The sequence below is a fragment of the Bacillus sp. MBGLi79 genome (genome assembly GCF_002953915.1).
In genome coordinates this window covers 1,833,136-1,847,763 of sequence record NZ_CP026521.1, presented here as the reverse complement: position 1 = coordinate 1,847,763, position 14,628 = coordinate 1,833,136, and the positions used below count along the sequence as shown (strand labels likewise).

Sequence of the window (14,628 nt, the reverse complement as noted above, 5' to 3'; positions counted from 1 at the left end):
AAAAGCGAATATACCTGCTAAATACAAGTCTACACCAAGATGGACTCTCAGAAAAGCTAAACTTATTGCCAATATAATATTAAAAAAGAAACCGGAAACAAATACCATTTCATCATATGTACCTTGTAAATGCGCCCTGATTCCGCCGATTAATGTATCAAGTGCGGCAAGCACCGCAAGCGATAAATAGTTTGAGTATTCACTCGGTATCGTTAAGTTTGTCATCAGTCCAATCGCTATTCCGAGCACCAGTCCCAACACGGGCAGCCACATGACAATTCTCCTCCTTTTCAGTCTTTAAGCAGTTTCAGCTGTTGTACGTCTAATGGTCTGTCATATGCTTTTAATGTTAGTTTGCTTTCAGATTTACCGGCTTTTAATGCTAAATTTTCAGATGCAAAAAGATCCTCAAGGCCTGACCCCTTCACTCTGCTGTACAACATGTCCGGATCTTTGGCAAGCACTTTTACTGTTAAAGGATAATCGTCAAGAGCGTACCCGTCTATTTTTGTTGTGCCGTTGATATCTCTGATGACTGTATGATTCACAACTCTTCGCTCGTTAATTGAGATATGCTCTGCACCGAAGAAGTTGAGTTCATTCATCAGCTTTTTCAGCAAATCCGGAGGCGGATTTTCGATCGCCTCTCCTGTTAAGCTTTCAGAAAAAAGCGGGGAAATAGTGATGACAATTCCGCTACCTGTTATATCGGTCATGCCGGCTGTTTTTTTTAAGGTTTGCAAGGTATTATTGAGCGCGGTTTCTTTTGTCATTTCTTTCGTTTGCGAATAGCTATTCAGCAGTTTATCATATTTGTTTATTTCAGCCAGCAGCTTTTCCTGCTTCTTCTGCTCTGATGTCAGCTCTTCCCTAATGTCCCACATATCTCTTGTATCCCGGACTTGAGGGTGTTTTAATGAATTAAACTGAACAGAAATCATCAGGCCGAAGATGACCATAAGCACACTGATGCTTATGAAGGAACGCTTTATTTTCAATCTGTTTCACCCGCTTTTTCAGTCATTCCTTCGTTTTCAGAATCGGTTTCATTTGTACGTTTTTCTCTTTTTCTGCCGAAACAGAAATATGATCCAGTGACAGCTGATCGATCAGGCCTCCTGCGATATTTAACGAAGGCAGCAGGACATCCGGATCTCCAATAGCAGATATCGTAAACGGAGCGGGATGCTGCACCCCGTCTACCGTTACAACAGGACCATTGCACTTGATATAAGAATCATGCGTCAACCGCTGTCCATTTACGGCGACGGCAGCTGCTCCCGAGATATACAGTTCGTTTACCACTTGGAAGATATGGCTTTCGTGAACGATATAACTGTTCACATTCTCCCCTTCCGGTATGTATGACGCATCTTCCAATGTCACCTCAACGCCTTCTCCCTGCACGCCGACTTCCCCAATATACATCCTGTATTTTTCTGTATCTTCGAGGACGTTATAGTATTCCGTCTTCTCTTTCTTCAGCTTATTTTCCGCCTGGCGGACTTTGTTTTGCTTTTGATATAATTCTTTTTCAAGCTTCCTATTTTCTTTCTCTTGTTTCAGAAGTTCATCTCTCAGTGCATATTCTTTTTTCCACTCTTCCGTCTCAGCCGCGCTTTTGTTGTTTTCTTTTGTCATTTGAAAAGAAAATGAAATCAAAAAGCCTGCGATAAGCATAATCAAGGAAAGAAGGACTGCTGATTTGCCCCTCAATTTTCATCTTCCTTTTTGGCAGCTTTATCGTTCTTTCCGAACTCTTCAAAATAGGTGGCAACTTCTAAATGAATAATTCCTTTTTTATTGCTGCTAAGCTGTGAAATGATAGAAGGATACGTCTTCATTCGGTCTGCAAAGGTTTTAATAGACGCGGTGACAACATAACCGTCGTTCATGTACAACTTAATACGGTTTTCATCCATTTTTACAGGCGTATAATAAATTTCTGAAATCGACTGTTTTAGCGAATTTGACAACTCATCAAGCTGCTTGGCCATTTGAGAGCGTTTCTTCGCATTTGTCCAATTCACCAAAATTGGCCCGGCATCATCCGGTGTTACTTCATTTGGCAGAACTGAGCCATTTTCAAGCACTTCATAGTACACATCGTCTTTTTCTAAATAAGCAATCGCTTTATATTCTTCGATTGCAATGTTGATTTTATTAGGAAGCGATTTGCTGATCTCCGCTTTTTTCACTAATTTATTTTGCTGAATCTTCTTTTCTGTTTTTTGCTTGTCCAAACTCCAAAACTCAGTATCTCCGCTGTTAATATCGGAAAGGTCGATAATTTCCTTTTTAGATACATTTTCATTCCCAGTAACAGAGATTGTTGATACTTTACTGATTGGCGTTTGCAGGTACACAATGACCAGCACCATAATAAAAAAGAGCATAATAAATGAAATGAGACGGCGGTTTGCCTTCTGTTTCCTCTGCTCTTTAATTTTAGGGATACGCTCTTCAATGTTAACGATTTTTTCTCGGTCTTGACCCGGGTTCATTGCCTGTTCACCTCATTCAAATGAAACAGCTGTTAAAAGTCTGTCTATTCCAAAACAAACGGCATGCTATGATGCCGTTTGTCGTTTGCTTACAGTATATCATATGAACAGCTTCAGTCAGAACTTGAATCAGCGATTTCCGCCGATGATTTCAACCTCTGTGTGCATATCAATCTCGTATTTTTCACGGATTGTCTTTTTCACATGGTCAATAAGATCAAGTACATCCTTTGCTGATGCTCCCCCCGCATTGACGATAAAGTTTCCGTGCATCTCCGATATCTTTGCACCGCCGATTTGATATCCTTTCAAGCCTGCTTTTTCAACAAGGTTCCCGGCATGATTCGGAAGCGGATTTCTAAAGATGCTTCCCGCACATGGGCTTGAATACGGCTGTGTATTTTTTCTATAGTCTTTATTGCTTTGCATTTGCTGAACGATTGATTCCTTATCCTTCTGCTCCAGCTTCAAAACAGCTTCAAGGCAAACGCCCGGGCGTTTCTTTTGCAATACAGATGTCCTGTAGCTGAAATCCATCTGTTCATTTGTCAGCCACTCAATCGTACCGTCTTCAAATAATATGTGCGCTTTGACGAGGATCTCGCTCATATCAGAACCGTGAGCGCCGGCATTCATATAAACCGCGCCGCCGACTGATCCTGGAATGCCGGCAGCAAATTCCAAACCGGACAGGCCTTTTTTGCTCAATGATGTAGCAAGGCGGACCACTGAATAACCGCCTCCGACTGTTACTTGTTCCCCTTCAAGCTCCAAGTGGTCAAGACCCGCGCCCAGCTTAATCACTACGCCTCTTATTCCTTCGTCTAAAACAAGAAGATTTGATCCGCGTCCGATGACTGTCCACTTCACATCATATTTTTTAATCACGTCCATGATGTCTTTAACAGCATCTACACTGCTTGGAATGACCAATACATCCGCAGGTCCGCCGATTTTCATTGTTGTATGATTCGCGAGCGGTTCATTTGCAAGAACCTTGCCGACTTCGCGTTCTTTTAATTCCTGTATCACTTTCTCCATCGTAAACCTCCGCATTCCATTTGCTTTTCTATTATTTTTTCAATTCCTCGAGTACGCTGTATAGACGGGCAGCCGCGTCAGGAACACCGAGTGACTTTGTTCGTTCGCTCATTTCCTTTAACGTTTGCTCATTCAGTACAATCCGGTCTAGCGCTTCAATCAGCTTCTCCCCGCTGAGCTCTGTTTCTTTCAGTACAATCGCCGCATCATGCTGGCCGAGAGATCTCGCATTGACCTCCTGGTGGTTCGCTGTCACGTATGGACTCGGGATCAGAACACTTGGAATTCCAAGAGCAGTAATTTCGGCAATCGTAGTCGCACCGGCTCTGGCCACAATGACATCAATGGCCTTTAAATACTCCGGCATTTGATGAAGAAACGGCTTTGTGACCATATTATCAGCTGCACCCTTGCTTTTCAGCTCATTCATTACTTTTTCATAGTGAACTTCACCGGTGATATACAGCACTTGGTAGTCTCTTGTTTTTAACTCATCCTGCATCTCAATGACAGCGCGGTTAATCGGTGCTGCACCCCTGCTTCCGCCAAAGATTAAAACGGTTTTTTTCTCTTCAGAAAGCCCAAATTCAGCCATTGATCGGCCCGTCTTTATTGAGACGACTTCAGAAGCTCTCGGGTTTCCCGTAAATACAACTTTCTCACTAGGAAAATGTGATTTTGCTTCTTCAAAACAAATCGCTACCTTATTAACATATTTTGAAAGAAACTTATTTGTGATGCCCGGCAGGCTGTTTTGCTCATGGACAATAGTCGGAATTCCCATTTTCGCAGCGGCATAGACCACCGGCCCGCAAACATAACCGCCCGTTCCAATCACAGCATCGGGCTTAAATTCCGCTAAATACGATTTGCTCTTTTTGACGCCCTTTAGAAAACGCATCACAGTCTTGACGTTTTCAAATGACAGCTTTCTTTTAAATCCTGTAATTTCAATTGACCGAAACGGTATATTCTCCCGCTCAACAATTTTTTTCTCCAGCCCGTTTTCTGTCCCGATATATAAAAATTCCACATTAGGATGACGTCTTTGCACTTCTTTAATAAAAGCAAGCGCGGGATAAATATGTCCCCCTGTACCGCCTCCGCTTATTGCAATTCGCATATCTTTTCCCCCAGTCTAAGTTTCTCTATAACATAACGATAACCCTGTTTTGTTGGACAGGGTTATCGCATCAATTGTTTCCTAGCTTCCTGTTAGACAGGGCGCTAGGCAAAACATTCGTTAATACCTCGAGTAGCGGCTTACATTCAGCAGCACCCCGACTGCCATCAGCATCAGAGTCAATGAAGAGCCTCCGTAGCTCAGAAACGGGAGCGTGATGCCTGTTACCGGAATCAGGCCTGTGACTACGCCGATATTGATCATGACTTGAATGGCAATCATTGAAATAATACCGACTGCGACAAAGCTTCCGTACAGATCAGGCGCACCAAGCGCAATTCTGATTCCTCTCCAAAGCAGGATGCTGAAGAGGAGCAAAATAAGTGTTCCCCCGATAAAGCCCAGCTCCTCTGACAAGATGGCGAAAATAAAGTCTGTTTGCGGCTCAGGCAGATAAAAGAACTTCTGTCTGCTTTGTCCGAGTCCCATTCCGAACAATCCGCCGGGCCCCACTGCATAAAGCGATTGAATGATCTGAAATCCGCTTCCGAGCGGATCTTCCCATGGATTTAAGTATGAGGTAATCCGCTTAATCCGATATGGAGCCGATAGGACGAGCCCGACAAATCCGCTGAGGCCGATCAGCCCGAGAAAGACGAAATGGGCGATCCGCGCGCCGGCTACAAAAATCATGACAATACAAGTTCCGACCATTACTGTCCCCGTTCCGAGGTCAGGCTGGCACATAATAATCAAAAATGCTGAAAACACGATGCCAAGTGCAGGGATGAACCCCCGTCTGAACGATGTGATGTTTTTTTGTTTTTCAGAGAGAAATTTAGCAAGGAATGCAATCATCGCAAGCTTCATAAACTCTGAAGGCTGTATGCTGAATGCTCCGACTCCGATCCAGCTTCTTGAACCGTTCCGCACCATTCCGACGCCCGGTATCAAAACAAGCACCAGAAGGAAAAAGCAGATAACCATCAGCAATTTGGACCATGTCCTCCAAGTCCAATAATCGACATTCATGATAAAAAACATAGCTATGACGCCGATTCCCGCAAACAAAAGCTGCCGTTTCGCGAAAAAGAATGAGTCGTCAAATTTATAATCCGCCCATACCGCACTCGCACTGTACACCATAATTAATCCGATTGTTAATAATAATAACGTAATGATGACCAATAACAAATCAGGCGATGTTTTTTTAGTAGTCAAAGCAATCGACACCCCAAGCTTAAAGTCATTAGGGCTGCCGATTACTTCAAGACAAGCCCTTACTTAAGCATATGCACGGCATCTATAAACATGTCACCGCGTTCTTCAAATGTTTTGAATTGATCCCAGCTCGCACACGCGGGTGACAGCAGGATGACATCTCCTTCATTTGAGATCGCAAACGCCGCAGATACTGCTTGTTCAACATTATCGACACGTTTGACATGTTGTATTCCCAGCTCATTGCCGAGTTTCTCGAGTTTTGGCGCCGTCTGGCCAAAAGTAAGCACTGCTTTGACATGCTTCATATAAGGTTTCAAGTCATCAAAACCATTTCCGCGATCCAGTCCGCCCGCAAGCAGAATGACCGGCTTATCGAAAGCTGATAGCGCCTTGCTTGTCGCCAAAATGTTTGTTGCTTTACTGTCGTTATAAAATTTGCGGCCATTCACTGTCGTCACATATTGGAGGCGGTGCTTCACGCCAGTAAAGCTTGTCAGCACTTTTTTAACCGCCTCATTGGACGCACCTGCCGTTTTCACAACTGCAATCGCTGCTAAAATGTTCTCCAGGTTATGAGCTCCGGGCAGGACAACCTCTTCCAGAGGAAGAATGGCTTCGCCGTTAAACATAATCATACTGTCTTTTACATAAGCGCCCTGTTCAAGCGTTTTGCTGACTGAAAATGAGACTGTTTCGGCTTTTCCAGCTTCAGCAAGACGCACAACCGTGTCATCATCTTGGTTGACAATGGCTTTATCTGAGGCAGTCTGATGAAGATACACTTTCTGTTTCGCTTTTTCATAGTTTTCCCGTGTATGGTGATAATCCAAATGGGCGTCAAATACATTTAAAATCAGGCTGATTTCCGGTCTGAAAGCGTGTGTTCCCATCAGCTGGAACGAAGACAGTTCAGTAACGATCCATTCGTCCCCATCAGCATGATAGGCAACCTCACTTGCGACTGTGCCGATGTTTCCGGCAATCAGTGCTTTTTGCGAGTCAGCTTTGAGCATTTCGTAAATCAGCGTTGTCGTGGTTGTTTTACCGTTCGATCCGGTAATTCCGATAAACTTGGCATTTGTCAGGTAGTAAGCGAGCTCAATTTCCGTCCAGACCGGAATGCCTCTTTTCTCCGCTTCCTGAACCATAATGTTTTCATAAGGAATTCCCGGGTTTTTGATCAGAATCGTGATTTGATGCTGATCGAACAGAGAAACTGGATGCTCTCCGCAAACCACTTCGATTCCTTTTTCAGAGAGCTTTTGTGCCGGTTCGTTTTCTTCAAAAGGCTTTTGGTCATTGACTGCAACATAACTGCCTTTTTCATGAAGAATGGAGGCCGCCGCATACCCGCTTTTCGCAAGCCCAAGGATTAAAAAATGCTGATTCTGTAAAAATTGATCATTTTCCACTTATAACCACACCTCGATGTAAATTCCTAAAACGGCAAGCAACAGTCCCGCAGCCCAAAACGTCACGACTACTCTCCATTCAGACCAGCCGACAAGCTCGTAATGGTGATGAAGCGGACTCATTTTGAAAATTCGTTTACCTGTCGTTTTAAAGCTGATGACCTGCAGAATAACAGATAATGTCTCAATAACGAATACACCGCCAATGATAACCAGCAGGATCTCTAATTTCGTTAAAATGGCAATGGTAACGATGGCTCCTCCCAATGCAAGCGATCCCGTATCTCCCATAAACACTTTGGCCGGATGAGCATTAAATACAAGGAAGCCCAGAACTGCGCCGACAACGGCCACTGAGAAAATCGCTACGTCATATTGAGACTGATTCCATGCCAGAATGGCAAAGGCGCCAAAAGCAATCGCCGCGGTACCGGATAATAAGCCGTCAAGGCCGTCAGTCAGGTTAACTGCATTTGATCCGCCGACAAGCATAAAGAGCACCAGAATAAAGTAAGCCCAGCCTAGATCAAATGAGAAGTCAGTTCCAGGAACGCGAATATCTGTCGCAAAATTGTAGTAATGGTACACCGCATAAAATACAACTGCAATAATAATTTGTCCGATCAGCTTTTGCTTTGACGTCAATCCAAGATTGCGCTTCATGACAACCTTGATGTAATCATCTAAAAAGCCAAGCAAACCGTAGCCTAGCGTAACAAACAGAAGCAGCACCATTTCGGGGCTTATTTCTGAAAACTTCTGTGTCATCACAATTGTTGTCACTATGATAGAAAGTATAATCATGACCCCGCCCATTGTCGGTGTCCCTGATTTTTTCTGATGTGATTTCGGTCCTTCTTCTCTAATACTCTGGCCGAATTTTAATCTTCTTAAAAACGGAATAAGAATCGGAGAGAGCAGAACACTAATTAAAAAACCCATTAAAATTGTAAACAGAATGACTTGCTCAAGCATTGTCCTTTTCTCCTCCTGTTTCTTTCAAACGACATACGTAGTTATCATATTCATGATTTTTTTCCATATGAAAAATCTTTTCAAGCTCCATTATTCAATAACATCTCTTTCCTATGAATTCGTCTTATTCTTATTGAGTTCAACAATGGCTCTCGCCGCTACTTCAGCATCATCAAAATCGAAGGTTTCATTTCCGATCTGCTGATAGGTTTCATGTCCTTTTCCTGCAATGAGGACAACGTCGCCTTTTTTGGCATTGGCAATCGCGAAAAAGATCGCCTGTTCGCGGTTTGCAATACTGTGATAGTATGCGTTCTCTACCCCGGCTTCCATATCTCTTAAAATCGCGCGAGGGTCTTCGCTTCTCGGGTTATCTGAAGTAAAAATCGGCTCGTCAGCCAGCTCCACAGCAATTTTAGCCATTTTCGGGCGTTTCGTCTTATCTCTGTCTCCACCGCAGCCGACAACGACAAATAACTTTCCTTCTGTCATGTCTCTGCAGGTCTGCAGCACATTTTCAAGGCTGTCAGGTGTGTGCGCGTAGTCTACAATGACTGGAAACTCCTGCTGCTGATTGACCAATTCAAAACGTCCTCTTACACCACGCAATTCTTCAACAGCCTCAGTGATGATTTCAAATGGTATGCCTGCTGCAATACATGTCGCAACAGCGGCCAGCACGTTATACACATTAAATTGTCCGACGAGAGACATCGTGATGTGCTTCGTGCCTTTGTTTGTCACGAGATCAAAGCTTGTGCCCTGTGCAGTGATATTGATGTTCTTCGCCATCACGTCAGCATTGTTTTTAATTCCGTATGTAGAGATATGCGCTGCTGTTACCTTTTCAAAATAAGCGCTCGCCTCATCGTCAGCATTCAGTACGGCACGCTTTGGATGTTCATGGTTGAAAGCCCCGCCAAGTTGGGAAAAGAGCAGGCTTTTTGCATGCCGGTACTCATCCATCGTTTTATGATAGTCCAAATGGTCCTGCGTTAAATTCGTAAACACGGCAATATCATAATCACAGCCATGGACGCGTCCTAAAGACAAGGCGTGGGAAGAAACCTCCATGATAGCAGTGTCGACGTGCTTGTCATTCATTTTCTTAAACGTTTTCTGCAGCGTGACGCTTTCCGGAGTCGTGTTTTTCACTGGAAGTGTTTCGTCTCCGATTTTCATGTACATTGTACCGATCAAGCCTGTGCGTTTTCCCGCTTTTTTCAAGATCTCATCGACCATATGGGTCGTTGATGTTTTGCCGTTTGTCCCCGTTATCCCGATCAGCTGAAGCTTTTTCGTCGGCTGTCCGTAAAACGCATCAGACAAAACGCTGAGCGCGCGAAGTGACTGCCGGACAATAATAACAGGAACATCCACATCGACCTCTCGTTCTGCCACAATAGCCGCTGCGCCGTTTTCTACTGCTTTTTGCACAAAATCGTGGCCATCCACCGTATACCCTTTTACACATACAAAAAGACTCCCTTTCTTTACTTCTCTGGAGTCCATCTCAATTGAAGTTATTTCAGGGTCTTGTGAGTCGTTTACAGAAGGTTCGGTTGTTAAGTATGTAAGCAGCTTTGTAAGTTTCATCGTATCAAACCTCTCAACATTCTAATTCGTTCTTTTTATCATTGAAGTCACATCAAAGGATGTGGTAATGATTTTAAGCATACAGTTCATATTTTAGCGTAAATAAAAGGATACATCCAGCTAATCTTGAAAGATATCAGCATTTTTTCTGCAATAAAAGAATAGGCAGCCCGAATCAATCGGCTGCCTCCTTTTCATCTTCTTCAGTCAAATACACTCGTATCTTCGAACCCTCTTTTACTTTCGTTCCGGCAGCTGGCGATTGTTTAACGATTTTGCTTCCTTTCCCGGAAGCATCTACATTGAGATTCACCAATAGTGACTCAAGATCTGAGACAGACATCCCTACAACATTCGGAACTTCTATTGTTTTTGTGTCGTTCCATTGGTATTTTTTCTCGATTTGATTTTTCCGGGGCTTCACACCAAGTTCCGGCAGGCTGTCTCTCATAATACTCCCGACAATAGGCGCTGCAACCGTTCCGCCAAACTGAATTGTGCCTTTCGGGTTATCCACCGCAACGTAGACAACCAGACTCGGATCATCGGCGGGCGCGAAACCGATAAATGATACAATATGGTTGTTTTCGAGGTATTTTCCATCTTTAACCTTTTGTGCCGTTCCCGTTTTTCCTCCGACACGATATCCTTCCACAAATGCATTGCGGCCGGTGCCTTCTGCGACAACGCTTTCTAGAGCATAGCGGATTTGTTTGGATGTTTCTTCAGAAATGACTTGTTTCTTTGCGATTGGTGATTGTTTTTTGACCGTTTTCTTCGTAACAGGATCGATCCATTCCTTTGCAATATAAGGTGTGTAGAGCGTCCCTCCGTTTACAGCGGCAGATACGGCTGCAACCTGCTGAATCGGCGTAACGGATACTCCCTGTCCGAAAGCCGTAGTTGCTTGCTCCACCGGGCCCACTCTGTCAAGCGGGAATAAGATGCCTGTTCCCTCGCCTTGAAGATCAATCCCCGTTTTTTGTCCAAAACCAAAGTCTTTGATATATTTGAAAAGCTTTTCTTTTCCTAAGCGCTCGCCCAATTCAACAAACCCCGGGTTGCAGGAGTTCTGTACAACTTCTAGATACGTCTGCAGCCCGTGCCCGCCTCTTTTCCAGCACCGCAGTCTCGCTCCGTCCACTTCCGCATGCCCCTTATCATAAAATTGATCCCGTTTTAAATTAACTTTTTGCTCTTCAAGGGCTGCTGCAAGCGTAATGATTTTAAAGGTAGATCCCGGTTCATACGTGCTCCATACTGGCAGATTTCGATTGTAGACGGACGGATCGACTGATTGGTAATCAGCAGGGTCAAAGTCAGGCCTGCTAGACATCCCCAAGATTTCTCCGTTTTTCGGATTCATAGCTACGGCAATCATACCGTCCGGATGATATTTGGCCTCAGCGTTATCAAGCTCTCTTTCCAGTATCGTCTGAACCTTTGAATCAACTGTCAGCTTCATATCAAGCCCATCCTTAGGCGGCGTATAGTCGTCCGCTTCATCAGGGATCTTCTTTCCCTTGGCATCTGTATAAAACTTAACAGAACCTTTTTCCCCTTTTAGATCATCGTCGTAATAGGCTTCCAGTCCAAGGAGCCCTTGGTTGTCAATTCCTGCAAATCCAAGCACATGAGATAAAAAGCTGCCGAACGGGTAATGACGGATACTGTCCTCCGCAACATACACACCTTTTAAATCAAGCGCTTTGATTTCCTTCGCCTTCTCATTTGAAATTTTTCTCCCCTCAGGAGTGATCTTTTCGATTGACGCTTTTTTTGTCACATGTTTATATACTTTTTCTTCTGACATGTTGAGCACCGCCGCAAGCTGCTTGCTCGTTTTCATCGGATTCTGTACTTGGCGCGGCACGACGAATACGGTCGGCGCACTTTTGTTTGTTGCGAGCTTCACGCCGTTCCGGTCCAGAATCTCGCCTCTCTCCGGCTCAAACGGCAAGTTACGGCTCCAGGAATCTTTCGCCAGCGAAGTCAGTTTTTCGCCCATCACAAACTGAACATACCCCAGCCTTGTATCAATGATCAGAAACACGATCACGCCAAAAAGCAAAACAAATAATAAACGTTTTCTAACCGTTACATTCGAGACGCGCAAGAGACCGTTCACTCCTTATTTAGGCTTGTTTCATTTTATGCCTGAAATTGGACAGGTAGAACGAGGCTCCTCTGAAGGCATAAAAAAAGAAAGCCTGCATAACGCAAGCTTTCTTTTTAATCAGGATTTTTAAACTGAACCTTGATTACGGTTTTATCTTTTATTTCTTTGTCTTTCTTGACGCTTTGGCTGACAGCGTAGCCTTGGCCGTTTACTTCAATATGAATTCCCGCGAGCTCGCCGTACTGAAGAACCTCTCTTCTCGACCACCCTGTCATATCAGGCATTTTGATTTTGCCGCCCGTTTTCAGGAAAACCTTCTGATTGGTGAGAACTTCCTCACCAGCTGCCGGATACTGTTCTTTTACAGCGACATCACTGCCGATGACAATCGGTGTGAGATTCTCTTCTTTTGCTTTCTTTTGAGCAGCAGTAACCGTTTGATCTGTTAAATCAGGCATTGTCTGCGCTTTTGTTTCTTCCTTATCTGAGTCAGATTTTTCAGTTGGCTCTATGTTTAGGTAATGCAGGCTGTTTTTCATTGTTGGGTTGAAGATTTCTGATACTGGATCTGAACTGCTTTGTCCTGCTTTTAACTGCGGCTGCTGAACAGCAACATAAATCAAAAGCTCAGGATCATCTTTTGGTGCCATACCCATAAACGAAAAGATATAGTCATCTGTTCCGTCTAAATATCCGCCTTTACCGGCTATTTGCGCAGTACCTGTTTTCCCGGCAACATCAAAACCTTCGATTTTATAGGCTTGCCCTGTTCCGATTTTCGATGTAACGACTTCTCCCAAGATATCCCGCACCTTTTTCGCTGTGCTTGCAGAAATTGGGGTTCCGGCTGATTCCGGCTTATTTTGATAAATAGTTTTATCTTTATCGGGATCAACGATATGGTCAATCACATAAGGCTTCATCATTTTACCGTCATTCGCAATTGCCGTTGCGGCCTGAATCTGCTGAATTGGTGTGACCGCAGACGCTTGGCCGTATGCAGTTGACGCCTTATCAAATTCATATTTAAAGTTGATTTTGCTGGAGACTTCTCCTGGCAAATCAATACCTGTTTTCTGGTAAAAATTGAACTTGTGCAAATATTGATTGAGGCGGTCATATCCCAGCTTTTCTTTCGCCAGTTTCGCAAATGCAACATTTGACGATCTAAGGACGCCGTCATGATAGGTTGTCGGCCCCCAGCCTATACCTCTATTATGGTCCCTGACAGGTTCCCCGCCAACTTCAAATGTACCTGATTTATATTTTTCGTTCGCATTAAACACGTTTTCCTGCATCGCAGCAGCAAGTGTAAATATCTTCATCGTTGATCCAGGTTCATACGCATATGAAATCAAATCATTATAGTAGTTTGTCACATCGCGCTTGTTCGGATCAAAGCTTGGCCGCTGTCCCATGGCAAGGACTTTGCCGGTTTTCGGATCGACGACTGCGGCCATAATTTTTTTCGGGTTATACTTTTGCGCTACTTTCGACATGCTGTCTTCCAAAAAGGTTTGAATTTTCTGGTCAATGGTTAAATATACATTGTCACCATTTTTTGGCGCGGTAATTTTGTTTTTGCTGTTCGGGAGCTCCCAGCCGGATTTGTCGCTTTCATATGTCACATATCCGTCCCGCTCCTTCAAATACTTATCCAGCACTTTCTCTAATCCCATCGCGCCGGAAATTTCATTTGTGTCCTGATCAACCTCGGCATAGCCGATTAGATTAGATGCGAAAATACCATTTGGATAGTACCGTTTTGTATCCCGTAAAAATGAAATGCCCGGGAGTTTCATTTTTTCAATTTTTTGCTTTTGTGAATACGTAATATCCCGGCCCGCTGAGCCAAACTCGACTTGTTTTGCATCTTTATTTAAGATATCAAGGATGTCGGCCTTGTCCAAGTTTATCACTTTAGACAATGCTTCCGCCGTTTTTTCTTTGTCTACGACATGCTGAGGATGCTTGACATCAGTGGTCATTTTTTTATCGAGAATCGCAATCAGCTTATACGTCGCCGTGTCCTCAGCAATCACTTTTCCGTTTCGATCTAAAATCGAGCCACGGCTTGCCTCGATGGTCCGTTTCTTTTCATGCTGCTCTGTCGCTTTTGTAGCAAGCACTTCGCCGTCCGCTTTTCCGGTTATTTGAATATATGCCATTCTCCCTAGGATGACAAAGAAAAAGAGAGCGAAACAAATACTTAGAATCGCTGCTCCTCTATTCATAAATTTATTCTTTTTTGGCATTTGAATCATTCCTGTATGTTTTTCACTTTTTTATCTTTTAAATTCAAGCCGTTCTTTTTCGCAATGTCCATAATACGCTGCGGTTTGCTTAAATCAGCAACGCTTTTTTCGAGGTCACCAATTTGCTTATTTTCGGATGAAATTTGCTCCTCAAGCTTTTGCACCTCAATATTGGTTTGGTATGCCGCATATGCCTTCGATACGATCAAAAGCGATACGCTGAGCACCGCCGCAGCAAAGAGGACAAGAAGCACTTTTTCTCCGAGAGTGATGGAAGCCCTTTTTTTGACAATCACTTTTTTCTCAGGATTGATCGCATGCCGCTGCTGTTTCTCTGGTTGGTAAGCTAAATTGCTCATAGGCTGATGACCTCCTTTTA

13 protein-coding genes are annotated in these 14,628 nt (G+C 43.8%); all 13 read right to left on the bottom strand.

The annotated features are described in order from the left end of the window. Positions 1–273: small basic family protein (locus C1T29_RS09425; protein ID WP_208945661.1), on the bottom strand; the 273-nt coding region annotated here is incomplete at its 3' end. Positions 274–290: 17 nt separating this feature from the next. Then, positions 291–998 carry a DUF881 domain-containing protein gene (locus C1T29_RS09420; protein WP_041521328.1) on the bottom strand — a complete coding sequence of 236 codons (708 nt, stop codon included), beginning with the start codon at positions 996–998 and terminating at the stop codon, positions 291–293. A 22-nt stretch (positions 999–1,020) separates the two neighbouring features. Continuing rightward, the gene (locus tag C1T29_RS09415; protein WP_014663891.1) at positions 1,021–1,716 is read right to left on the bottom strand and encodes a DUF881 domain-containing protein; all 696 of its coding nucleotides are present in this window, start codon (positions 1,714–1,716) and stop codon (positions 1,021–1,023) included. Beyond that, positions 1,713–2,504: a cell division protein DivIB gene (divIB, locus tag C1T29_RS09410; protein ID WP_014663890.1), complete on the bottom strand. Its 792-nt coding sequence runs from the start codon at positions 2,502–2,504 to the stop codon at positions 1,713–1,715. The genes C1T29_RS09415 and divIB overlap by 4 nt, the downstream gene beginning before the upstream one ends. 129 nt (positions 2,505–2,633) lie before the next feature. Further along, positions 2,634–3,545 (bottom strand): UDP-N-acetylmuramate dehydrogenase, encoded by a 912-nt coding sequence (murB, locus tag C1T29_RS09405; RefSeq protein ID WP_014663889.1) that lies wholly within the window; start codon positions 3,543–3,545, stop codon positions 2,634–2,636. 31 nt (positions 3,546–3,576) lie between these two features. Next, on the bottom strand, positions 3,577–4,668 hold the full coding sequence (gene murG / locus C1T29_RS09400; protein ID WP_040083217.1) for an undecaprenyldiphospho-muramoylpentapeptide beta-N-acetylglucosaminyltransferase: 1,092 nt from the start codon (positions 4,666–4,668) through the stop codon (positions 3,577–3,579). Between the two features lie 120 nt (positions 4,669–4,788). After that, complete coding sequence (gene spoVE / locus C1T29_RS09395; protein ID WP_071580676.1) at positions 4,789–5,889, bottom strand: stage V sporulation protein E; 1,101 nt, start codon at positions 5,887–5,889, stop codon at positions 4,789–4,791. Positions 5,890–5,948: 59 nt separating this feature from the next. Then, on the bottom strand, positions 5,949–7,304 hold the full coding sequence (gene murD, locus C1T29_RS09390; RefSeq protein ID WP_103748797.1) for a UDP-N-acetylmuramoyl-L-alanine--D-glutamate ligase: 1,356 nt from the start codon (positions 7,302–7,304) through the stop codon (positions 5,949–5,951). After that, positions 7,305–8,279: a phospho-N-acetylmuramoyl-pentapeptide-transferase gene (mraY, locus tag C1T29_RS09385; protein ID WP_103748798.1), complete on the bottom strand. Its 975-nt coding sequence runs from the start codon at positions 8,277–8,279 to the stop codon at positions 7,305–7,307. A 111-nt stretch (positions 8,280–8,390) separates the two neighbouring features. Further along, positions 8,391–9,875, bottom strand: coding sequence for a UDP-N-acetylmuramoyl-L-alanyl-D-glutamate--2,6-diaminopimelate ligase (locus C1T29_RS09380; protein WP_103748799.1), 1,485 nt, complete (start codon positions 9,873–9,875; stop codon positions 8,391–8,393). A gap of 175 nt (positions 9,876–10,050) precedes the next feature. Beyond that, positions 10,051–11,991: a stage V sporulation protein D gene (locus tag C1T29_RS09375; protein WP_103748800.1), complete on the bottom strand. Its 1,941-nt coding sequence runs from the start codon at positions 11,989–11,991 to the stop codon at positions 10,051–10,053. A 116-nt stretch (positions 11,992–12,107) separates the two neighbouring features. Continuing rightward, positions 12,108–14,258: a penicillin-binding protein 2B gene (gene pbpB, locus C1T29_RS09370; RefSeq protein WP_095431261.1), complete on the bottom strand. Its 2,151-nt coding sequence runs from the start codon at positions 14,256–14,258 to the stop codon at positions 12,108–12,110. Next, positions 14,255–14,608 carry a cell division protein FtsL gene (ftsL, locus tag C1T29_RS09365; protein WP_040083221.1) on the bottom strand — a complete coding sequence of 118 codons (354 nt, stop codon included), beginning with the start codon at positions 14,606–14,608 and terminating at the stop codon, positions 14,255–14,257. The genes pbpB and ftsL overlap by 4 nt, the downstream gene beginning before the upstream one ends. Between the last annotated feature and the right edge of the window lie 20 nt (positions 14,609–14,628).

Coding starts and splice junctions, on each gene's coding strand:
- divIB (WP_014663890.1), bottom strand. CDS start 2,504: ATGAACCCGGGTCAAGACCGAGAAAAAATCGTTAACATTGAAGAGCGT.
- murB (WP_014663889.1), bottom strand. CDS start 3,545: ATGGAGAAAGTGATACAGGAATTAAAAGAACGCGAAGTCGGCAAGGTT.
- murG (WP_040083217.1), bottom strand. CDS start 4,668: ATGCGAATTGCAATAAGCGGAGGCGGTACAGGGGGACATATTTATCCC.
- mraY (WP_103748798.1), bottom strand. CDS start 8,279: ATGCTTGAGCAAGTCATTCTGTTTACAATTTTAATGGGTTTTTTAATT.
- C1T29_RS09380 (WP_103748799.1), bottom strand. CDS start 9,875: ATGAAACTTACAAAGCTGCTTACATACTTAACAACCGAACCTTCTGTA.
- pbpB (WP_095431261.1), bottom strand. CDS start 14,258: ATGATTCAAATGCCAAAAAAGAATAAATTTATGAATAGAGGAGCAGCG.
- ftsL (WP_040083221.1), bottom strand. CDS start 14,608: ATGAGCAATTTAGCTTACCAACCAGAGAAACAGCAGCGGCATGCGATC.